Source organism: Streptomyces canus (assembly GCF_041435015.1).
GTDB classification, from domain to species: Bacteria; Actinomycetota; Actinomycetes; order Streptomycetales; family Streptomycetaceae; genus Streptomyces; species Streptomyces canus_G.
In genome coordinates this window covers 5787999-5809931 of sequence record NZ_CP107989.1, presented here as the reverse complement: position 1 = coordinate 5809931, position 21933 = coordinate 5787999, and the positions used below count along the sequence as shown (strand labels likewise).

The window sequence follows — 21933 nt, the reverse complement described above, 5'->3', positions numbered from 1 at the left end:
CTCTAGCAATCGGATTGACCTATCCATTTGCGTGCTGTGCACACCGCCACCGACTTGCGTCAGTCGAGCGGAACGCCTGTGTGGCTCTCCAGGAACCGGATGAGGCGGGCCTGGAACTCTTCGTCCCGCGCCGCCGGGTGCGGTGTCTGCGTCCGCCGGTGATACCAGTAGCCACCGGTGCGCGGGGTCACGTCGTCGTGCGTGGCGAGCCACACCTGGGTCCGGTGCCCCTCGGTCAGATCGTCCGGTGCGCCGGCGCCGCCCATTCGCGTGGGCACCCACCCGGGGTCGACCGCGTGGCTCGTGGTGCCTTCCCACCGGGACGCGAAAGCGAGCGCGAGGGTGGTGACCCACAGCTTGCTGTCGCTGTAGGACGCGGACCCGGCGGCCAGCCGTCGCAGATCGGTGGAGCCGGTGCGGTGCATGGAGCTGCTCAGGTGGACGAGCCTGGCCGGCTTGGCCATCAGGGCCGTGAGCAGGTAGGGCGCGACCGTGTTGACGGTGCCCGCGTCACGGGTGTTCATGGTGCCGGCGTTGTGGATGACGGTGTCGAAGCGGCCGAACCCGCCCGCCTGCCGGGCGATGTCGCGGATCTCGTCGAGATCGGCGAGGTCCCCCGTGATGAGGCCCTTCCACCGGCCGCTGTCCTCCGCGTCGGCGAGCCGGGCCGGGTTCCGGACGTGGACGACGACGTCGTGCCCGTCGTCGGCCAAGGCGTTCGCCGTGTCGCGCCCGAGCCCGGCGGCTGCGCCGGTCACCAGGATGAGTGCCATGTCGGTCCTCTCTGTCCAGCTGTGCCGTCAGTGGCTGTCGGCGGGAGCGGCATCGTCGTGGGAGGCGGTCCAGGAGGCGAGCAGGTGCCGGCAGATGATCCTGCGGAGGCGGCGTGGCGCCTCAAGGAGAGCGGCTTCAGGGCCGGCTGCCCGATCGCGGCAGTGGCCGTGCAGACCAACAACGACGCACCCCCGCTTGCTCGTTCGGCCACCGCCGGCTCCGCCCGCCGGCAGGAGGTGTCATCGCCACGGTCGAAGGCGCGGTGATCATGTGCCGGGCCGAGCAGAGCGCCGCCCCGATCGAGGCAACCGCCGCCGAGATCCACGACCTGCTCCTCCACACCTTGAGTGACCGCCCCGGCGCCGGTTCAGGGCCCCGCTCGTCGTACGCAATCACATGCCCCGGCCCGCGTCAGCAACCGGCTCACCGCGGTCAGTTGCCGCGCTCGACGAAGTGAAGAAGGCGGACGGTCCGCTCTCCCTGCCGGGTCCATCACGATGGCCGCGCTGCAGGGGTACATCTTCGCCGCCGGCACCATGTTCTCCCTCGCCCACGTCTTCCGCGTCATGTGCGCCGACCGCGGCTACTGGTGCCTGCCCGAGGCGGACATCAACCTCCCCTTCACCCCCGGCATGGATCGAGATCGCCCAGGCGCACGTGAACAAGGACGGCGACACCCTCGCCACCATCAAGGCGTGGATCTACGCCCCCCGCCTGTCCACCCTGCCCTGCGCCGCCGGCCCACTCGGCTGACCGGCACCCCACCGACCGCACCACCCGTCCGAGCGCCGATCCGGTATCGTGTGGATCGAGCGCCCCGGCGGGCGCTGCGGCGTGTGACGCGGGCTCTGCTCGCCTCTTCGCCTCAGCGGTCTGCCCGAGGTCGCGCCTTCGTAGCTCAGGGGATAGAGCACGGCTCTCCTAAAGCCGGTGTCGCAGGTTCGAATCCTGCCGGGGGCACGGAGAAACACCTGGTCAGAAGCCCTTCCGTCCGTCGGGCGGGAGGGCTTTCCTGCGCGCGGCACACATGCGGCTGCGGGCAGAGGCGGTGTGGGGCCGTCCTCGCTGTCCCTCTCGCCCTTCTCGCACAGCGACTCCGCTGACCTCGGTCCGCCAACCGGTCGACCCCCGGGGCGGGTCGCGGATCGCCCTTTGGGGCGGCTGGGACGATGCGCGCATGGCACCCAGGGCAGGCACCAGTGAGAGTGCGGCAACGCGCATCGTCCTGTTGGCACTCACGGCCGGTCAGTTCCTCATGGCACTCGACAGTTCGGTCATGAACGCATCGATCGCGACGGTGGCCGAAGACATGGGCACAACGGTGACAGGTGTCCGAAGACGCAGCCTCGTTCGACGGGCCCATAGCCGCGGGATGGCCCCGGACTCCTCGTCCGGGGCCGTTCCGCGTGTCAGTGGTCGGAGTAGCTGAAGTCGCCCACGGTCCAGGCGCTGACGTCCTCGATCGCGACGCGGTACATCCCGCCCGTCTCCGGGATCCCCACCGTGCCCTGAAGGATCCGGGCGACGTGGAAGTGCAGATGCGTGGGCGGCCCGTCCTTCTTCACGGGGGTGGCGAAGACGGCGGAGAACTCGCCCAGGTCGGAGGAGTCCGTCAGCACCTCCGACACCCGCTGCCTCCACAAGGCTTCGGGAGCCAGTCGACCGGTGATGACGGCACCACCGGTGACCACGGTCAGGGACATGTGACTGCTCCGCCCGGACTCCACAAGGGCGGCGATGTCAACGATCAGCTCGTCAGGGTTCGCCATGGGACCGGATTCTATGCACCGACCCGGCGACGCGGCCGGGGGAGGTCAGCCGCCGCGGGTGTCGTAGGCCTGGTGGCTGCGTTCGATGTCGGGGTTGTGCTCGATGGCCCACTCGGCCAGGCTCACGGCGGGCTCGATCAGGGTGCGGCCCACGGGGGTGAGTTCGTACTCGACCCTGGGTGGTACCTCGGCGTAGGCCGTGCGTCCCACCAGGCCGTCGCGTTCCAGGTGGCGCAGGGTCAGGGTGAGCATCCGCTGGGAGATGCCGGGGATGCGGTGGAGCAGTTCGGTGAAGCGCATGCGTTCTCCGTGGAGGGTCGCGACCACCAGGAGCGTCCACTTGTCCCCGATGCGGTCGAGGACGCCCCGGATGGCGCGGCCGCCGTCGCCGCGGATCAGGCAGGTCTTCTCGTACTCCGACATCGCGCTCCTGGTGACGGTCACACACACCCGTGTGCCTTTTGTAAGCCCTCCGACAGTGACCCACCATGGCCCTTCTTACAAGAAGTAACCATGGGAGGGTGCCGCCGTGACCGTCGCGTACTGGATCATCGCCGGGCTGCTGGGTGTCTTCTACCTCTACGCCGGCGGGAAGAAGATCGTCCAGAGCCGGGAGCGGCTCGCGCCGATGATGGGGTGGGTCGACACCGTCCCGATGCCCGCCGTCCGGGCTGTCGGCGTGGTGGAGGTGTTCGGCGCGGCCGGTCTGATCCTGCCGCCGGCGACCGGGATCGCACCGGTTCTGGCGATCCTGGCCGCGGTCGGCTTCGTGATGCTTCAGATACTCGCGGCCGGGCTTCACCTGTCGCGCGGGGAGGCGAAGGACACCGGCCTGAACCTCGTGCTGATCCTCCTCGCCGCCGTCACCGCGTGGCTGGCCACCGCGTTCTGACGCACGAACCCCGGCTGCCGACCCGGCTGTCAGGGAGTGGTGAGGACGACGAGTTGTTGCGTCGCCCGGGTCATCGCCACATAGCGGTCCACCGCTCCCTCGATGCCCTCGCCGAAGTTCTGCGGGTCGACGAGGACCACCAGGTCGAACTCGAGGCCCTTGGAGAGTTCTGGAGGAAGGGAGCGGACCCGGGGCGTCGCCCGGAAGGCGGGGTCGCCGATGACGCAGGCGATGCCGTCGGGGTGGGCGGTGAGCCAGGTGTCCAGGGTCGGGGTCAGGTCGGCGGTCGAGCCGTGGGTGACGGGGGTGCCGGTGCTGCGGATGGAGGTCGGGACGTTGGCGTCGGGAAGGACGGCGCGGATGACCGGCTCGGCCTCCTTCATGATCTCTTCCGGGGTGCGGTAGTTGATGCTCAGGGACGACAGGGTGACGCGGTCCAGGCCGATTCGTTCGAGCCGTTCCTGCCACGACTCGGTGAAGCCGTGCCTCGCCTGGGCGCGGTCCCCGACGATGGTGAAGCTCCGCGACGGGCAGCGCAGCAGCAGCATCTGCCACTCCGCGTCGGTCAGTTCCTGCGCCTCGTCCACGACGACGTGCGCGAAGGGGCCGGCGAGCAGGTCCGGGTCGGCGGTGTGCAGGGCGCTCTCGTCCACCAGGGCGTGGTGGAAGTCCTCGCCCCGGAGCATCGTCACCAGGCCCATGCCGTACTCGTCGTCGGCGACCGCGCTCAGGTTGTCCACGACCGTGGCCATGCGCTCGCGTTCGGCGGCGAGGGTGGCCTCGTTGCGGCGCTTGCGGAGCGAGGCCTGCGGGTCGCCGAGCCGCTGCCGGGCCGCGTCCAGGAGCGGCAGGTCGGACACCGTCCAGGCCTGGCCGTCCGCGCGCTGAAGCTTGTGCACGTCGTCGCGGTCGAGCCAGGGGGCGCACATCCGCAGATAGGCGGGCACCGTCCACAGGTCCGAGACCAGGTCGGCGGCCTCCAGCAGCGGCCACGCGCGGTTGAAGGCCGTGAGCAGCTCCCTGTTCTGGCGCAGGGACTTGCGGAGCAGGTTCTCCGGGGCGTCGCCCTCGTGCCGGTCCACCAGGATGGTGAGCAGTTCGTTCCAGACCAGGTCGCGGGCGTCGTTGTGCGGGGCGCCTTCCGCCGCGTCGAACGCCTCGGCCCAGTCGGTGGCGGTCAGCCGGATGTCGGACCAGTGGGTCGTGACGATCATGCCCTCGCTCGGCGGCTCCTCGTAGAACCTGACGGCCTTCTCGATCGCCTTCACCAGGTCCGCGGAGGACTTCAGACGGGCCACCTCCGGGTCGGTCTCGATGCCTGCCGTGGCTCCCTCGGCCACGAGATCCCGCAGGACGCAGGTCTGTACGCCCTCCTCGCCGAGGCTGGGCAGGACGTCGGAGACGTAGGCCAGATAGGGCCGGTGCGGGCCGACGAACAGCACGCCGCCGCGGCGGTGGCCGAGACGCGGGTCGGCGTGCAGGAGGTAGGCGGAGCGGTGCAGGGCGACCACGGTCTTGCCGGTGCCGGGACCGCCGTCGACGACGAGCGCGCCGCGGGATCCCGCGCGAATGATGGCGTCCTGGTCGGCCTGGATGGTGCCGAGGACGTCCCGCATCCGTTCCGAGCGGTCGCTGCCCAGGCTGGCGATGAAGGCGGACTGGTCGTCGAGTGAGGCGTGGTGCCCGGCGAACCCGTCCGGGGTGAACACCTCGTCCCAGTAGTCGCTGATCCGGCCGCCCGTCCAGCGGTACCTGCGGCGGCTGGCCAGCCCCATCGGGTGGGCGTGGGTGGCCCCGAAGAACGGCTCGGCCGCGGGGGACCGCCAGTCGACGAGCAGCCTGCGGCCCGTGCTGTCGGTGAGGCCGAGGCGTCCGACGTACACCGGCTCGGGGTCGTCGGCGGCGAGCATGTGCCCGAGGCACAGGTCCAGGCCGAAGCGGCGCAGGGTGCGCAGCCGGGCGCTGAGCCGGTGGATCTCCGTGTCCCGGTCCATCGCCTCCTGGCCGATGCCGCCGGGTGCCCTGAGGGTGGCGTCGAGGGTGGCGGACAGTTCGGCGATCGTCTGCTCCAGGCACTCCGCGATGGCCGCGAAGTGCCGCTCGTCGGCGGCGGTCAGCGTCGGGTCGGCCTTGGCGGCGAGGCGCTCGGGGAGGGCGAACACGCTGGTGGGCAGGGAATTCAAGTCAGCAGCTCCGGTTTCGGGTACGGCCGGTAAGTGTGCGCCCACCCCGGGGCCTTGCCGCAAGCCCCCCAGTACGCTATACGTTGAACATGGCAAGGAGGTGTTGACCTCCCTGCCTTTTTCTTTTGCCATGGACATCCGGAAGACTCTCGAAACATTCGAAGATATTGATCGATTGCCCGAAGTCCTACCGCTCGCAGTTGATCAGATATAGCCAGCTCACAGCCGACCGAACCTTTCGAATCATTTGTCGAAAGTGTTGACGCTTGACAGGGGCAGGCCAAAACTGTGGGGCATGAATTCCACACCCGCACACCCCACGCGCCGCAGTGTCTGCGGCCTCCTGCTGGCCACCGGGGCCACCCTGGCCCTGCCCGGCACCGCCGAGGCGGCCACGGTCATCACCACGAACCAGACCGGAACCAACAACGGCTACTACTACTCGTTCTGGACGGACGCCCAGGGCACGGTCTCCATGACCCTGAACTCCGGCGGGAACTACAGCACTTCCTGGCGCAACACCGGCAACTTCGTGGCCGGCAAGGGCTGGAGCAACGGCTCCCGCAGGACCGTGAACTACTCGGGCAGCTTCAACCCGTCCGGCAACGCCTACCTGGCCCTCTACGGCTGGACCTCGAACCCGCTCGTCGAGTACTACATCGTCGACAACTGGGGCACCTACCGGCCCACCGGAACGTACAAGGGCACCGTCACCAGCGACGGCGGCACGTACGACATCTACCAGACCACCCGGTACAACGCCCCGTCCGTGGAAGGCACCAAGACCTTCAACCAGTACTGGAGCGTCCGGCAGTCGAGGCGGACCGGCGGCTCCATCACCACCGGCAACCACTTCGACGCGTGGTCCCGCGTCGGCATGCCGATGGGCAGCTTCAAGTACTACATGATCCTCGCGACCGAGGGGTACCAGAGCAGCGGCAGCTCGAACATCACGGTGGCGTGATGAGGGCCCGGGCGCACCTCCCGTTACTGGCCGCCGCCGCTTTGGCCGCCGCCGGCACCCTCGCGGCCCCCGCCGCCGCTCCCGCGCAGGCCGCCGCCTGCGCCGGATACGTCGGACTCACCTTCGACGACGGCCCGGGCAGCGGCACCACCACCCTGCTCAACTCCCTGAAGCAGTACGGCCTCAGGGCCACCATGTTCAACGAGGGCCAGTACGCCGCCGCCAACCCGGCGCTCGTCAGGGCCCAGGTCAGCGCCGGGATGTGGGTCGGCAACCACAGCTACACGCATCCGCATCTGACCCAGCAGAGCCAGGCCACGGTCGACTCCGAGATCTCCCGCACCCAGCAGGCCGTCGCGAACGCGGGCGGCGGCACGCCCAGGCTGTTCAGGCCGCCGTACGGCGAGACCAACGCGACGGTGAAGGCCGTGGAGGCGAAGTACGGGCTGACCGAGGTCCTCTGGCAGGTCGACTCGCAGGACTGGAACAACGCCAGTACCGACGCGATCGTCGCGGCGGTCGGGCGGCTCACCAACGGGCAGGTCATCCTGATGCACGACTGGCCCGCCAACACCCGCGCGGCGATCCCGCGCATCGCGCAGACGCTGGCCGCCAAGGGGCTGTGCTCCGGCATGATCTCGCCCCAGACCGGCCGCGCGGTGGCGCCGGGCTGATCCACGGCCACGGCGACCCCGCCTCGGCGCGGCGGTCGAACCCCTTCGGGCCGCCGCGCCGAACTCGGCTCACCGCATCACTGTGCGAGTACGACGCTCAGAGCTTGCGCCCCACACCGCAGTACGCGTCCACCCCGGCCGGACCGGGCTCCTCCGGCCGCCACTCCGTCACCCGCACCACCCCCGGCTCGACCAGCTCCAGGCCATCGAAGAACGCGGCGATGTCAGCCACGGGGCGTACGTGGTACGGCACCGCTCCGCTGGAGTTGTACGCCTCCGACGCGGCGATCATCCCCGCACTCGTGGCCGTGCTGTCGCTGATCACCAGGTAACTGCCGGACGCCAGGCCCGACATGAGCCGCCGGACCAGGTCGACGGCCCGGTCGTGGTCGGCGACGTGGCCGAGGGTGTTGAGGATCATCAGGGCGACCGGCCGGGAGAGGTCGAGGGTGGCCGCGGCCGCCTCCAGGACGGACTCGGGGTCGTACAGGTCGGCGTCCAGATAGGCCGTCCTTCCCTCGGGTGCGCTGGTGAGCAGGGCGTTCGCGTGGGCCAGCACGATGGGGTCGTTGTCGACGTAGACGATCCGGGCGTCCGGGGCGACGCGCTGGGCGACCTCGTGGGTGTTGTCGGCGGTGGGCAGACCGGTGCCGACGTCCAGGAACTGCCGTACGCCCTGCTCCCCGGCGAGATGGCGGACCGCGCGGCCCAGGAACCGCCGGCTGGTGACCGCCACGTCGACGAGGCCGGGGAAGATCTCCTTGATGTGGTCGCCGATCTCCCGGTCGACCTCGTAGTTGTCCTTGCCGCCGACGAAGTAGTTCCAGAAGCGGGCGGAATGCGGCTTGCTGGTGTCGATCGGGGTGTGCGGCACGGCAACTCCTGCGGACGAGGGGCGGGGACCCGTTCGGCTGTGAATGCTGCGATTCCCCCCGCGGGGCGCGGTGTTGCCGCAATCATGGGCAACGGCGGGGCGAACCCGTCCCACTGAATGCCAACGAAACGTCAACACACAAGATCTCAAAGGTACTTGACGCGTTTTCGACGCACCCCATGGAGGGAACCTCAGCCATGGCCACACCCCTGTCCGCCGCGAAGATGCTCGCCGCCCTGAAGGCCGAGGGCCTCACCGTGCACGAGCACGCCGGCTGGAAGACCCACAACCGCGACGCGGCGTCCGGGAAGTCCTTCGGTCCCGTCATCGGGGTGCTGATCCACCACACCGGCGGGCACGACGACAAGGAGCTCTGCTACAAGGGCCGATCCGATCTGCCGGGACCGCTGTGCCACGCCTGGCTCGGCAAGACCGCCGGGCTGTGGTTGATCGGCAACGGCCGTACGAACCACGCCGGTTACGCCGACATCGATGTCCTGAACGCGCTCCGCGAGGAGAAACCGCTCCCCCACGACGACGTGGCCAGGGCCGACGGCAACGACTGTCTGTACGGCCTGGAGATCGAGAACCGCGGCAAGGGCGGGGACCCCTACCCCGACGCGCAGTACCGGCAGGCCGTGCTGTGGGCGGCGGCGATCTGCCGGGCGCACGGCTGGAGCGAGAAGTCCGTCGCCGGGCACAAGGAGTGCCAGCCCGGGAAGATCGACCCGAGCTTCGACATGGACGACTTCCGGGCCGCGGTGAAGAAGCAACTGGCGGCGGGGCCCGGCAAGCCGGAGGGGACGAAGCCGGCGGGCAAGCCCCGGGTGGACCTGTCCCGGCTGGTCAAGGCCGCCAAGACCGATCCCGGGGCCAAGCAGGGCCACGTCAGCTACCTGGCCGGCACCAACCTCACCGAGGCCGCCCTCGTCGAACTCGGCTATCTCTCCCGGGCCCACGCGGGCGACGGCTCCTTCGGCACCACCACCGTCGCCGCCTACGCCAAGTGGCAGCGCCACCTGGGCTACAGCGGCGCCGACGCCAACGGCATCCCGGGCAAGGTCTCGCTGGCGAGGCTGGGCGAGAAGACGGGACTGTTCACGGTCGTGGCCTGACCACCGGGCCACCGCCGACCCGCCACCGGGCGCCGAGTTGCGGGTCGGCACCGTCCCTGCGGTACTGGCTGTATCCACCGAGCAGTCGCGGGGTCCTCTCTACAGGGAGAGGAGACACATGATGGCCAAGCGTCTGGTGATCTGCTGCGACGGGACATGGAATCTCGCCGACCAGCCGAGCAAGACCAATGTCGCCAAGGTGGCCCTGGCCGTACGGCGACGCTCCGCTGTCGGAACGGAACAGCGGGTGTACTACCACAGCGGGGTCGGCACGAACCGGCGGGAACGGCTGCGGGGCGGGGCGTTCGGAGTGGGGCTTTCGCGCAACGTGCTCGACGCCTACCGCTTCCTGATCCACACCTACGAACCCGGGGACACGCTGTACCTGTTCGGGTTCAGCCGGGGCGCGTTCACCGCGCGCAGTCTGGCGGGGCTGATCCACAACTGCGGCATCCTGCGCCCGGAACAGGCCTACCGGATCGACGAGGCATGGGCGCTGTACCGCAGCCGCGCCGACAAGCCGACCAGCGTGGCCGCCACGCTGTTCCGCAGGGCGTACGCGTACGAGACGGAGATCCGTTTCGTGGGCGTGTGGGACACGGTCGGCTCCCTGGGCATCCCGGTTCCGGCGCCCTCGTTCCTCCAGCCGCTCGTCGACCGCTTCAACCACCGCTGGGCCTTCCACGACACCACCCTCAGCACGTCGGTGAACGGTGCCTTCCAGGCCCTGGCCGTGGACGAGGAACGCTCGGCGTTCCCGCCGACACTGTGGCGGCAGGACGAAGACGCCGCCAAGGGCCAGGAGTTGAGACAGGTCTGGTTCGCCGGGGTGCACACCGCCGTCGGGGGCGGCGAGAAGGACTCGGGCCTGTCCGACATCACCCTCCTGTGGATGGTCCGGCAGGCCGCCCGGTACGACCTGGAGTTCGACCCCCGGGTCCTCAGCGAGCACGGGCCGGACACGATGGACCCGGACGAGTGCGTCGACTTCGCCGTCCAGCCGAACCCGATGGGCCCGTGGGACCCCTCCCGGAAAGGCTTCTACCGGCTCTTCAAGCCGCTGCACCGCCCCATCGGACAGGAGAGGGACGCGCAGGGCGACCTCGTCGGCCACGAGTACCTGGCCGACTCGGTCCTGCTGCGCCGCAAGGGCGACGCCCGCTACCGACCGCCGGCGCTCGAGAGCTACCTGAAGGAGGTCGGGGAGCGGGACGTCGAGACGGTCCCGCTCAGCGCCACCGAAGACGCGGTCGCCGCTCCGTAGAGTCCGACGACCGCGCCCCGCCTCGCGCTCCGATCGCCCGTCACCCGGTGCCGGTCGCCTCCGCGGCGGTCGGCACACCGGCACCCGGCTGTCGTTCCCCGCGCCTCTCCAGCGTGAAGAGCGTCAGGGTCACCGCGACCGACGCGGTAGCCATCAGCGTCATCGCCGTGGGCGGGGAGGTCAGTTGGGCCAGGGTGCCGGCGAGGACGGCGCTGATGCCCTGGAGGGCGACCATGCCGGTGGTGTGCAGGCCGAGGGCCTGGCCCGCGAGGTCGTCGGGAGTGAGGGACATCAGGCGTTCCTGGAGAACCAGGCTCGCGGCGAACCCGACGGAGGCGACGGCGGCGGCCACGACCGACAGCGCCACTGACGGCCGTAGGACGAAGAACAGGTAGGGCGCCGCCAGCAGCAGGCGCAACGGGGTCGCGAGCCGGGGGCGCAGCGCGGGCGGCACCAGGCGGCCGACCGCCATGTCGCCCACGAACATGCCCAGCGCCCCGCACGCGTACATCGTGCCGGCGGCCGCCGGGGCGTAGGAGACGTAGAGCGAATCGCTGCCGACCACGAGGCCGTTGGGGACCCACAGGCCCAGGTACGCCAGGCGGCGGGGGCGGGAGGACCACAGGAGGGCGTTGGTGCGCCAGGTCGCGGAGAAGGACGGGCGGCCGGCGGAGCGCGGCGGGCGGGGCGTGAGGCCGAGGTGATTGACCAGGGCCGACGCCACGTAGAACGCCGCCGCGAGGAGCAGGCAGACGCGGGGAGACAGCAGGGCCAGCAGCGCGCCGCCGGTCGCGAAACCGGTCACCTGCACCAGGCCCCAGAGCATGTTGAACACCGAACGGCCCAGGACGTAGCCGTCCTTGGGCAGGATCTCGTTCATCAGTCCCCCGCGCACTCCCCCGCCGAGCGACGCGACCAGGCCCTGCAGGAGCAGGACGACGAAGACCGCCCAGACCGGCAGACCGGGCAGCGCCAGCACCGCCGTACCCGCCGCGAAGGCGAGGGAGATCACGGTCAGGATCGCGCGCGGGGGCAGGCGGTCGGCGCCGGAGAGCAGGAACGCGGCTCCCAGTAACTGCGCCAGCTGCGGTCCGAACATGCTCACCGCCGACAGGAGCGGGGAGCCGGTGGCCCGGTAGACCAGCGTGGCCAGGGCCAGGCCGGCGATCGTCTGGGCGGCGGCGTAGCCGGCGAAGGAGAGGAGGAAGGGGGCGTATTCCGGGGTGCGGAAGAGGGTGCGGTAGCTGCGCATGCGGGGGAGTCTCGGAGCGGTCGGCGGCTGACGGTTAGTGTTTCGCGCGGTCGCGAAACCAAGGGGGGTCCATGGGCTGGTGGCAGGTCAACGCGGACACCCTCGTCCGCAGCCGGTTCGTGGTCTGCCCGTTCACCGAGACCTTCGCCACCCTGCGGCTGCTGCACACGGGCACCGCCGCCCACCCGGGCGAGGAGGCCTGGCTCCGCACCCACCTGCCCGGCTACCGCGCACGCCTCGCGGCCGACCCGGTGACCGCGCTGCTGGTGCGCTCGGCGATGGGCACGTCCTGGATCGCCGACTTCCTCGCGCCGCTGCCACGCGACGGCACGCCCCTGGAGGTGACGCTCGCGCGGATCCGGGCGACCGACCCCGCCGAGGCCCGCGCGAACGTCCGGGTCTCCCTGCGCGGACCGCTGCCCGTCGCCCTGGAGCGGGACGACCTCCCGGAGCGGGCCGCCGCGCTCCTCGCCTACGTCTGGACGCGGACCGTACGGCCGTCCTGGGACCGTCGGCGGCGGATCCTGGAGGCGGACGTGGTCGCCCGGACCGCGCAGGTGAGCCGGGGCGGCTGGGCGGCCGTCATCGACTCCCTGGCCCCGGGCCAGACCCGCTGGCTCGGCGAGAACCGGCTCCAGGTGAACCGGCACGAGCGTCCGCCCCGCGAGATCTCCGGCGCCGAACTCGTCTTCGTCCCGGTCACCCCGGGCCGCGGCTGGGCGACGTGGGAGGAACCGCGGCGGTACGCCATCGTCTACGGCTGCGCGGGCGCCCTCGCCGACCCGGGCGCCCGGAGCGTGCCCGCAAGCCTCGGCACGCTGCTCGGCACCGCGCGGGCCAGGGTGCTGGTCCTCCTCGACTCCCCCCTGAGCACGAGCCAGCTCGTCGTCCTGACCGGGCAGGGGCTGGGGTCGGTGGGGCGGCATCTGCGGGTGCTGCTGGACGCGGGCCTGGTGGAGCGGCGGCGGGCCGGGCGATCGGTGCTGTACGCGCGGACGGGAGCCGGGGAAGTGCTCGTGGAGGCGTCGGGGGCCGGAACCGGGGATTCACTGGGCGGAGTTAGCATCCGGTCATGACGACTACAGATGGTTCCTCTCCCCTGGACGTCGAGATCGGTGCCCTCACGGGCGGTTCCGCCGACCTCGGCCGGTACGCCGGCAAGGCCGTCCTCATCGTGAACGTGGCTTCCAAGTGCGGGCTCACCCCGCAGTACAACGGCCTGGAGAAGCTCCAGGAGCGCTACGCGGAGCAGGGCTTCACCGTGCTCGGCGTGCCCTGCAACCAGTTCCTGGGGCAGGAGCCCGGCAGCGCCGAGGAGATCGCGGAGTTCTGCTCGGCGACGTACGGGGTGACCTTCCCGCTGACCGAGAAGGTCGAGGTGAACGGCGAGGGGCGGCACGCGCTCTACGACCGTCTGGTGGGCTTCGCCGACGCCGAGGGGCACACCGGGGACATCCGCTGGAACTTCGAGAAGTTCCTGATCGGCCGGGACGGGTCGGTTGTCGCGAGGTTCTCCCCGCAGACGGAGCCGGAGTCGGACGAGATCGTCTCCGCCGTGGAGGGTGCGCTGGCATAAGCGGCTGCGGGTCCGTCGTGGCTGGTCGCGCAGTTCCCCGCGCCCCTTGGTGGGTGCGGTCACGCTTGCCTGGCTGTTCCCACCTTTAGGGGCGCGGGGCTGTGACATCGGCGGCTCCGCCGCGGGGCGCGCCCAGCCCCCACCGAGCCGCACCCTATGCACAACCCCTCGGCCGAAGCGCCGCAGGCACACGCCGAGCCCCCTCGGCAAGGACGGCGATCTGGTCGAGAGGGCTCTGTGGTGGTGCTTGTGCTGTTGTCGCGAGCAGTTGTGGTGTGCAGTTGTGGATGAACGGGACGGGGATCAGGCCGGTCCGCCCCTCACACCTTGACCGAGGCCACGAAGGCGCTCCACGCCTCGGCGGGGAAGGCCAGCTTGGGACCCTCGGGGATCTTCGTGTCGCCGAGTTCGAGTGCTTCCTCTTCGGTCGACCTCACCATCAGGCACGCGCCGTTGGCGTTGGTGTAGGTGGAGGTCGTCCATGTGTCCAGGTCGCCCAGACGGATTGCCATATTCGCTCCGTAGCCAGATGTGCAGTGTTCGGATCACGCCAACCTTTACTGATCGTTGGCGTGATCGACGCTACTCGCCGACTTCCTCTTTCGGAGCAGCCATTCACTCTTCTGGCGGCATATTCCAGTGGACTCTTCCAGGCGGACCGGGCCGGGGTGTACTATCCGGCCCGCCCTGTCGGGAAGCGGTTCAACGGGCGTATTCCCGGGCGTACTCCTTGGCGAGGTCCTCGATCAGCTGACGCGACTGGTCGACGTTGAGCGCCTGCGCCCTCAAGTGCTCGTACATCACGGTGTACTTCTGCACGTCGTGCGCCTTCTCCAGGTACAGGTCGCTGGTGACGCCCTCGATGTAGACGACGCTGGAGTCGGCCGCGTCCGAGAACTCCAGGATGGAGTACTGGCCGCTGAGTCCGGGGTGGGCGCCGACGTCGAACGGCAGTACCTGCACGGTGATATGGGGCTGCTGGGACATCTCCACGAGGTATTCCAACTGCTCGCGCATCACCTGCCGGCTGCCGACGACCCGGCGCAGGGACGCCTCGTCCAGGACGACCCACAGCCGCAGCGGATCCCGTTCGGCCGCGACCCGGCTCTGCCGCCGCAGCCGCACCTCGACCCGCTTGTCGTTCTCCGTCTCCGTCGCCTCGGGCGCGCCGCCGCGCACGATGGCCTCGGCGTACGGCCGGGTCTGCAACAGGCCGGTGATGATCTGGGGTTCGTACACCCTCAGCGACTCGGCGTCGGTCTCCAGACCGATGTAGACGCTGTACGGGATGTCCCCGAAGGCATGCCACCAGCCCTGCTGCCGCGAGTCCTTGGCCATCTGCATCAGGGAGTCGACGATGCGCTGGTCCTCGACCTCGTACACCCCGCACAGGTCGCGGACATCGCGCTGGCTGATGCTGCGCCGGCCGTTCTCCAGCCGGCTGATCTTCGACTGCGACACGAGCAGCCGCTCCGCCACCTCTTCGGCCGTCATGCCCTTGAGCTCGCGGAGCCTGCGCAGCTCCTGGCCCAGCCGGCGCCGCCTGACGGTGGGATTGACATTGGACGCCACGGGACGTGCACCTCCGGCTGCGTGCCTCGTTCTTGACTTTGCGTATCTGCTGTTGAGCAGACTGCCACCAAGGTGCTTATTACCGCTGGGAAACGGTGTATATGCGCTGCGTACGCGTCAGCCGAGGGATGCCGGCCGACCGCGCCCGGACATGCGGCCGCGCGGGGCGGCGGAACCCGGCGACGCCCGATGTACGGACGTACGGTTCCGTCGCCCCGCGCGGACCAGCGGCTCCCGGACCGGTCTTTGGGGACTGACGGTGCGGCGGCTGAGTGGTGCGTGGTGCGGATCGTGCTGCCGGCGGTGCGTGCCGTGGAACTGCGGCTCAGTGAGCCACGGCGCGCGCCATCGGTCCTCGGCGCGGTTGCATCGGAACGCCGCGAGCGGGTTCCGGTGCGGGCCTGGCTCCCGGGGCGGCCTGGCGGCCGACGGGTGCCGGGCTACGACGTGGCTGTGCGGCCACACCGTTCTGGACGTCCATCACGGCGTGCGCGACGAGACCGCCCATCGGGTCGTGCCTGATGAGGTCCCGCAGCCGGGACCTCGAGGACCGTCCCTCGTTGCCCGGATACAGGTGCTTGCCGAGGCCGACCGCGTGTGCCAGGGCGGCGAGCGCGGCGGTCCGCGGGTCCGGCGGTACGCCGGTGCGGATCGCCGAGTCCAGTCGGGACTTGATCTCCCGGCTGATCTCGTTGTCCGTCGCCTGGTATCGGGTCGTCGGGAGCACTCCGCACATCTGACCCGCCACGGCATGAACCATGCCGCACCGCTCCAGATGCGAGAGGTATGTCTGGCGGAGCCCCAGTCGCGGCCCGCCGATCCAGTTCACTGCCCGCACGGGAGCGCCACGCCTTCGCAGCAACTCCAACGCGCAGTCCAAAGTCGGATCTCCAGTCGGCCGTGGGGCTACCACGGCGATACGATCCCCGTCTGGGGCTATCCGTCCGGCCAGCGCCAGCTCCACTAGCTGTGCTCCGGCCAGACCGAGGTCGAGCGACTGCGGCTGTGCGGTGGTACCCGTGGTCGGGTCCAACGCCAGCAGCAGAAGCTCTTCCGGAAGTGTTCTGCGGCTCCTGCCCATCCATGCCTCCCCGCGTGGATGAAAGACAGGGTGACCCCTCTCACATTGGTCTGTCGAGGGTGCGTGACCTGTTTGTAGTGGAACCGGTAGGTATGTCGTTCTCGTCTACCGCTTGGGACAGGGCCACACACAGGACACTGGTACATGGTTCGGACAGCGTGGTGTGGCGGCTGCCCGGGCGGCGATTCAACGGTTCGGCAGACGCAGGGTGACGGATACCGATCACCCGCGGCACATGGAGGAGGCATCGGTGGCGGGCGAGTCCCCCGACAGGTCGAAGCAGCGCGAGTCGTCGGCAGAACCGACGTCGGGGAGCGCGAGTCCGGTTCCCGAGGCGAGGAGTTCCGCCCGCGATCCCCGGCTCGCGGTGGCACGGGAGTCCATCTCCCTCGGCGGCGTCGACACGGCCACGAGGGTCTTCTCGGTACGTGACCTCCCGGAGACCCCCGAGAAGCCCGCCGAGAGCCCCGCAGAGGCGGGAACGGGCGGCTCCGACACGGGGAAGCCCGACGACGCCCCCTCGGCCGCGGAGAAGCGCCCTGAGGGCGCCGACGGGCCGGAGGACTCGGCCACGACGGAGACCTCGGGCGACTCCGACGCGACGGAAGCCCCGGACCCCACGGACGGCCCGGACGATTCCGGTACGGCCGAGAGCTCCGGCGACTCCGCCACGGCGGGAAACCCGGACGCCACGGACACGACCGACGACCCGGACGATTCCGATACGGCCGAGAGCTCCGGCACCTCCGCCACAGCGGGAAATCCGGATGACGCGGACACGACCGACGACCCGGACGGTTCGGCCACGGCTGAGAGGTCCAGCGACTCCGGCGCGCCCGACGCGCGGCTGCGGGACGCGGTGGCGGCGTGGGTCGCCACCGGGGACGAGAAGGCGGAGGCCGCGAAGAAGCCCGAGGGCAAGGGCGCCGACGATGCCTCCCAGGGCGAGTCCGCCCCGGACACCGACGCGTCGACCGGGGCCGACGTCGCCGAGACGGCCGTAGCCGACGACGAGGACCACGTCCCGGACACCGGCGACTCGGACTCCCCAGGGGCGCGGGGAACTGCGCGACCCGCCCCCACCGACCCGCCGACGGACGCCAAGCCCGACGACCGAGCCCACCCGGACACCGGCGACTCGGACTCGCGGCCCGCCGCCACGCACCCGCAGACGGACGACAAGCCCGACGAAGGGTCCCGCCCCGACGCCGACCAGCCCGACTCCCCAGGGGCGCGGGGAACTGCGCGACCCGCCCCCACCGACCCGCCGACGGACGCCAAGCCCGACGACCGACCCCGCCCCGACACCGGCGACTCGGACGCGCACCCCGCCGCCACGCACCCGCCGACGGACGCCAAGCCCGACGAACGACCCCGCCCCGACACCGGTGACTCGGACTCGCGGCCCGCCCCCGCCGACCCGCGGACGGACGACGAGACCGGTGACGACGGCGGGTCCGGTGACGCGGATGTGAGCGACGAGCCACCCCTGGACCAGCCCACCGCCGTCTTCAAGGCGCCCCGGCCCTCCGTGGACCAGCCCACCACCATGCTGAAGCTCGGCAAGGCGGCGGAGGCTGCAGCGACAACGGCAGAGCCCAAGGACGCCGACACCCCCCGCAAGCCGGAGACCCCCGCCGAGCGGACGAGCAAGTTCGTCGCGCTGAAGGGCCTCGACGAGCCCCGCGAGTCGCGGCCGAAGGCGGATGTGACCGCCGCCGTCCCCCAGGTCGGCCCGGAGCGGACCACACAGCAGCCCCTGCCGCCGAAGCCGCCTCTCGACCTCCTCGCGGAGCTCACCAACACTCCGCCGCCCCCGCCCAGCCCCCTGCGCACCCTCGGCCGCCGGGTCAAGATCTGGACCCCGATCCTCATCCTCCTGGTCATCGCGTTTGCGATCGCGCAGAGTCTGCGCCCGCTGCCGGCCCCCACGCTCAGCCTCACCGCCGAGGACTCGTACACCTTCGACGGCAGCAAGGCCACCCTCCCCTGGCCCACCCAGGGGCAGGGCTGGATGGACGTCAACGGCGTCGGCACGATGGGGAACTTCGGCAAGCAGACCCCCGTCGCGATCGGCTCCGTGGCCAAGGCCATGACCGCCTACATCGTCCTCAAGGACCACCCCCTCAAGTCCGGCGAGGAGGGCGCGAAGATCACCGTCGACGCGCTCGCCGAGAAGGAGGGCGGCTACAACAAGCAGGGCGAGTCCACCCTCAACACCGTCAAACAGGGCGACGTCCTCACCCAGAGGCAGGCGATCGCGGCGATCATGATCCCCTCCGCCAACAACATCGCCCGGCTGCTCGCCCGCTGGGACTCCGGTTCCGAGGCGGCGTTCATCAAGAAGATGAACGACACCGCCCAGGAACTCGGCATGAAGAACACGAAGTACACCGACGCCTCGGGCCTGAAGGAGACCACCGTCTCCACCGCCGAGGACCAGGTGAAGCTCGGCAACGAGCTGGTCAAGATCCCGGCGCTGATGGAGATCACGTCCATGGGACAGTGGGTCGATCCGTCCGGACAGAAGTGGTACAACTACAACTATCTGGTCCCCTACACCGGTATCGGTATCAAGACCGGCACCACCAGCGCCGCCGGCGGCAACCTCCTCTTCGCGTCACGCAAGAAGGTCGGCGGGGAGACCGTCACCGTCGTCGGCGCGGTACTCGGCCAGCACAAGGCGCCGATCATCCAGACCGTCAACGACGTCAGCAAGGTCGCGCTGCTCGCCGCCGAGGACGCCCTGACCTCGGCGAAGATCCTGAAGAAGGGCGACGTCGTCGGGTACGTGGACGACGGCCTCGGCGGCCACACCCCCCTCGTGCTCACCAAGGACGTCACCGCCGTCGGCTGGGCCGGCTTCAAGGTGAAGCTGTCCTTCACCGCCGACGACGTACCGCACACCGCGAAGGCCGGCACCAAGGTCGGCAGCCTCACCGTCGGCGACGGCGAGGGCGGCGCGGTCAAGGTGCCGGTCACCCTGCAGAAGGATCTGACCGAACCGGGATTCACCGACAAGCTGACCCGCGTCGGCTGATCCGGCACCGGGACGGACACCTCACGCGGCCCACCGGCCGGACCCCGCCCGGGTTCCGGACGGCGGGCCGCGTGCTAGCGTCACGAACCGGGGCAGGTCGACGCTGGGGCGCGGCCGAGACATGAAGACGGGACACCACGGGGAGTGCCTTCAGGTGGCCACTGCGGAGCCGACACGCGCCGACGACACCGACCCGGGCCCGGGTACCGGCCCGCGAATACGCGAGCCCGCAGAACCTGACACCGGGAACGGCAGCCCGCCCCCGGGCCTCAGGGCCAAAGCCCGGACCGCTCTCCTCGCGCTGCGCGAGCGACTGCTGCGCCACCCCGTCCTCTCCATGACCGCACTCTCCGGCGTCCTCCACATCGTCTGGTTCTTCACGTTCGCGAACAGCGGTGGCGACCTCGCGGCGCAGGACGCGTGGGCCGAGTTCGTCGGCCGGCACCCCGACTCCGCGTACAACCTGGCCTGGTACGGCGGCATGCACCCGGTGTCGTACAGCATCGTCTCGCCGTATCTGATGTCGGTCCTCGGCGTCCGTACGACGATGATGCTGGCCGGGACCGTCTCGGCCGGGCTGCTGACGCTGATCCTCATCCGCAGCCGGTCGGTGAAGAACCCCCTGTGGGCCTCGCTGGCGGGCGTGTACGCCTTCCTGTGCAACGCGGCCTCGGGCCGGGTGACCTTCGGACTCGGCACCGTCTTCGCGCTCGGCGCGGTCGCCGTCGTCTTCTGCTGGCCCCACCGCTGGCGCTACAAACGCTGGGCGAAAGCCCTGTGCGCGGCCCCGCTCGCCGCGCTCGCGACCATGGCCTCACCGGTCGCCGGCCTGTTCGTGGGCCTGGTGGCGGTCGCCCTCTTCCTGCAGAAACGGCGTCCGGGCGCCTGGGCGCTGGGCATCGCGCCCACGGCCGTCGTCGCGCTGTCCGCCTGGCTCTTCCCGTTCGCCGGCACCCAGCCGATGAAGATCGCCTCGGTTCTGCTGCCGCTGGCCTACGGCCTGCTGGTCTTCCTCCTCGTCCCGCGCGAGTGGACGACGGTCCGGATCACGGCCGGGGTCTACAGCCTGTCGGTCCTCCTGGTCTGGCTGGTGAGCTCCCAGATCGGCTCCAACATCTCGCGTCTGTCGATGCTGTTCGCGGGGGTGGCCCTGGCGGCCGCGCTGCCGTTCGCGGTGCCGCGCACCCGCAAGTGGTACGCCCTCGTCGTCGCCTTCGCCGGCTTCACCACCTGGATCGGCTTCAAGTCCGTCGACGACGTCGTCCACACGACCCCCACGGCGTCCTGGGCACGCGAGCTGGCCCCCCTCGTCAACGAGCTTCAGGAGGTCGGCGCCGAGAAGGGCCGTGTCGAGGTCGTACCGGCCGCCTCCCACCGCGAGGCGTCCGCGCTCGCGCCGTACGTCAACCTCGCCCGGGGCTGGAACCGGCAGGCCGACATGGAGCGCAACCCGCTCTTCTACGACGACACCCTGAACTCCGCGAACTACCACGAATGGCTCCAGCGCTGGGCCGTGCACTTCGTGGTCGTGCCGAAGGACGAGCCCGACGGGGACGGGGGCGAGCGGGAACGGGAGCTGGTCCAGCGCGGGATGCCGTATCTGAAGCAGATCTGGGGCGACGCGAACTGGCAGCTCTTCGAGGTGACCGACCCGGCGCCGCTCGCCTCCCCGAACACGGTCGTCGACCGGGCCGCGCAGGGCGAGATGACCATGCGGGTGAAGAAGGCCGGGCGCATCCTCATCCGGATCCCCTACTCGCCGTGGCTGTCGATCGTGGACGCGGAGGGCAACAAGCTGAAGCCGCCGCAGGAGACGGACGCGTCGAAGGAGCGGGAGGACGGGGAGCCGAAGACCTTCGACAACGTCAACGGATGCCTGATGGAGACGCCGGAGGACGCGGACGGGGACAAGTGGACGATGCTGCTCGCGCCGAAGGCGGGGACGTATCGGCTGGCGGCGCCGTACACGGTGCCTCGCGGGACGCCTTGTCCGGATGAGCTGAAGTGATCAGCGCAGTTGATCCACGTAGGTGTCCGTGCCCGGGACCGTCGGGACGAAAGGCGCCAGCAGCTCCACTCGTCCGAGACCTGATTCCGTGACCTTGTCCTCCAGGTCCGTGAACCAGGGGTCCCAGCACTCCCTGGGGTCCGCCTCCAGGAACCACAGCAGTGTGAGGCGGGTGTCCACGCCCTCGACCTGCTTCACGTAGGTCATGCGGTCGCCGGGGAGGGGGGTCGGGCGGAAGACGGTCACCATCGCCGCCGGGGAGCCCGTCATGCTCTTCGGGAGGTGCCGCGAGACCAGCCACTCCAGCAACTCCCCTCGCCGCTCCGGGGATTCCGCGTCGATCACCTCCAGCACCAGCCCGGCGTACGGGTGGTCCAGGGCGTGGAAGTCCCTCGGGCCCGCAGCGCCGTCGCGGTAGACCGTGGACTCGTGGTCCTGGAACGCCGTGAAGACGTGGGTGCGGTCGTGGTAGACGCGGGCGTCGCGGTTGAGGCGCTTGTTGATGGCCACCGTCCACTTCATGTGGTCGTCGTAGCGGCCGTCGGTGACCCAGTAGGTGGAGAGATAGCAGCCCGCCGTCACCGGCTGGGCCACCGCCGACTTCTCCGGGACGCGCAGGAGTTGGAGCTCACGGGTGGCCACCCAGCGGCGTCCTGCGTACATCCAGGGCATGGCCATCGCTCCCGCGATGAAGTGATCATCCTCGTACCAGCGGTTGTAGGCGTACTCGTGGCCGGGATGCGGTTCGACCATGGTGATCAGCGCGTGGCCGGGGCGGACTCCGTAGGGCCCTACGGCGGCCAGTTCGGCGTACGTCTCGCTGTGGGTCTCTTCTGACATGGGACCTTCCCTCCTCCAGCACTCGCCCATACTCTGACGCCCCGTCAGATAATGC

19 protein-coding genes and 1 tRNA gene are annotated in these 21933 nt (G+C 70.3%); 10 read left to right on the top strand and 10 right to left on the bottom strand.

Annotated features, from left to right (window positions below; all coding sequences use genetic code 11):
• Positions 1-59 precede the first annotated feature (59 nt).
• Positions 60-773, bottom strand: a complete 714-nt coding sequence (locus tag OG841_RS26635) for an SDR family NAD(P)-dependent oxidoreductase (RefSeq protein ID WP_365118507.1) — start codon at positions 771-773, stop codon at positions 60-62.
• An 888-nt stretch (positions 774-1661) separates the two neighbouring features.
• Here OG841_RS26635 and OG841_RS26630 point away from each other — a divergent pair.
• Positions 1662-1734: transfer RNA gene (locus tag OG841_RS26630), tRNA-Arg, on the top strand.
• A 449-nt stretch (positions 1735-2183) separates the two neighbouring features.
• On the opposite strand, the gene OG841_RS26625 is transcribed toward OG841_RS26630, so the two are convergent.
• A complete protein-coding gene (locus OG841_RS26625) occupies positions 2184-2543 on the bottom strand; it encodes a hypothetical protein (protein ID WP_328639191.1) in 360 nt (119 codons plus the stop codon).
• A 45-nt stretch (positions 2544-2588) separates the two neighbouring features.
• On the bottom strand, positions 2589-2966 hold the full coding sequence (locus OG841_RS26620; RefSeq protein ID WP_371570833.1) for a winged helix-turn-helix transcriptional regulator: 378 nt from the start codon (positions 2964-2966) through the stop codon (positions 2589-2591).
• Positions 2967-3072: 106 nt separating this feature from the next.
• Between OG841_RS26620 and OG841_RS26615 the strand changes: the two genes are divergently transcribed.
• A complete protein-coding gene (locus OG841_RS26615; RefSeq protein ID WP_328639193.1) occupies positions 3073-3435 on the top strand; it encodes a DoxX family protein in 363 nt (120 codons plus the stop codon).
• Positions 3436-3464: 29 nt separating this feature from the next.
• On the opposite strand, the gene helR is transcribed toward OG841_RS26615, so the two are convergent.
• Positions 3465-5618, bottom strand: coding sequence for an RNA polymerase recycling motor ATPase HelR (gene helR, locus OG841_RS26610; RefSeq protein WP_328639194.1), 2154 nt, complete (start codon positions 5616-5618; stop codon positions 3465-3467).
• A 295-nt stretch (positions 5619-5913) separates the two neighbouring features.
• On the opposite strand from helR, the gene OG841_RS26605 reads away from it, so the two are divergent.
• Together OG841_RS26605 and OG841_RS26600 are read left to right on the top strand one after the other, a co-directional pair.
• Positions 5914-6582 carry a glycoside hydrolase family 11 protein gene (locus OG841_RS26605; RefSeq protein ID WP_328639195.1) on the top strand — a complete coding sequence of 223 codons (669 nt, stop codon included), beginning with the start codon at positions 5914-5916 and terminating at the stop codon, positions 6580-6582.
• Positions 6582-7256 (top strand): polysaccharide deacetylase family protein, encoded by a 675-nt coding sequence (locus OG841_RS26600; protein WP_371566966.1) that lies wholly within the window; start codon positions 6582-6584, stop codon positions 7254-7256. The genes OG841_RS26605 and OG841_RS26600 overlap by 1 nt, the downstream gene beginning before the upstream one ends.
• 97 nt (positions 7257-7353) lie before the next feature.
• On the opposite strand, the gene OG841_RS26595 is transcribed toward OG841_RS26600, so the two are convergent.
• Positions 7354-8130, bottom strand: a complete 777-nt coding sequence (locus tag OG841_RS26595; RefSeq protein WP_328639197.1) for an SAM-dependent methyltransferase — start codon at positions 8128-8130, stop codon at positions 7354-7356.
• A gap of 197 nt (positions 8131-8327) precedes the next feature.
• On the opposite strand from OG841_RS26595, the gene OG841_RS26590 reads away from it, so the two are divergent.
• Entirely contained in the window at positions 8328-9245 is a 918-nt protein-coding gene (locus OG841_RS26590) for an N-acetylmuramoyl-L-alanine amidase (RefSeq protein WP_371566965.1), read from the top strand.
• A 118-nt stretch (positions 9246-9363) separates the two neighbouring features.
• A complete protein-coding gene (locus OG841_RS26585; protein WP_371566964.1) occupies positions 9364-10509 on the top strand; it encodes a DUF2235 domain-containing protein in 1146 nt (381 codons plus the stop codon).
• 40 nt (positions 10510-10549) lie between these two features.
• Here the strand turns inward: OG841_RS26585 and OG841_RS26580 are convergent, their stop codons facing one another.
• Positions 10550-11761: an MFS transporter gene (locus OG841_RS26580; RefSeq protein ID WP_371566963.1), complete on the bottom strand. Its 1212-nt coding sequence runs from the start codon at positions 11759-11761 to the stop codon at positions 10550-10552.
• Between the two features lie 71 nt (positions 11762-11832).
• Between OG841_RS26580 and OG841_RS26575 the strand changes: the two genes are divergently transcribed.
• Together OG841_RS26575 and OG841_RS26570 are read left to right on the top strand one after the other, a co-directional pair.
• Entirely contained in the window at positions 11833-12837 is a 1005-nt protein-coding gene (locus OG841_RS26575; protein WP_328639201.1) for an ArsR/SmtB family transcription factor, read from the top strand.
• Positions 12834-13337: a glutathione peroxidase gene (locus OG841_RS26570; protein WP_328639202.1), complete on the top strand. Its 504-nt coding sequence runs from the start codon at positions 12834-12836 to the stop codon at positions 13335-13337. Before OG841_RS26575 ends, OG841_RS26570 begins: the two co-directional genes overlap by 4 nt.
• A 320-nt stretch (positions 13338-13657) precedes the next feature.
• Here the strand turns inward: OG841_RS26570 and OG841_RS26565 are convergent, their stop codons facing one another.
• The 3 genes from OG841_RS26565 to OG841_RS26555 all read right to left on the bottom strand — a co-directional run bounded on the left by OG841_RS26565 (position 13658) and on the right by OG841_RS26555 (position 15990).
• Positions 13658-13849 carry a DUF397 domain-containing protein gene (locus tag OG841_RS26565; protein ID WP_280858254.1) on the bottom strand — a complete coding sequence of 64 codons (192 nt, stop codon included), beginning with the start codon at positions 13847-13849 and terminating at the stop codon, positions 13658-13660.
• A gap of 190 nt (positions 13850-14039) precedes the next feature.
• A complete protein-coding gene (locus tag OG841_RS26560; protein ID WP_328639203.1) occupies positions 14040-14909 on the bottom strand; it encodes a helix-turn-helix domain-containing protein in 870 nt (289 codons plus the stop codon).
• A gap of 325 nt (positions 14910-15234) precedes the next feature.
• Positions 15235-15990 (bottom strand): GOLPH3/VPS74 family protein, encoded by a 756-nt coding sequence (locus OG841_RS26555; RefSeq protein WP_328639204.1) that lies wholly within the window; start codon positions 15988-15990, stop codon positions 15235-15237.
• Between the two features lie 235 nt (positions 15991-16225).
• Between OG841_RS26555 and OG841_RS26550 the strand changes: the two genes are divergently transcribed.
• Positions 16226-19030, top strand: coding sequence for a D-alanyl-D-alanine carboxypeptidase (locus OG841_RS26550; RefSeq protein ID WP_371566961.1), 2805 nt, complete (start codon positions 16226-16228; stop codon positions 19028-19030).
• Between the two features lie 154 nt (positions 19031-19184).
• The gene (locus OG841_RS26545; RefSeq protein ID WP_328639206.1) at positions 19185-21038 is read left to right on the top strand and encodes a DUF3488 domain-containing protein; all 1854 of its coding nucleotides are present in this window, start codon (positions 19185-19187) and stop codon (positions 21036-21038) included.
• On the opposite strand, the gene OG841_RS26540 is transcribed toward OG841_RS26545, so the two are convergent.
• Positions 21039-21878, bottom strand: a complete 840-nt coding sequence (locus OG841_RS26540; protein WP_328639207.1) for a hypothetical protein — start codon at positions 21876-21878, stop codon at positions 21039-21041.
• Between the last annotated feature and the right edge of the window lie 55 nt (positions 21879-21933).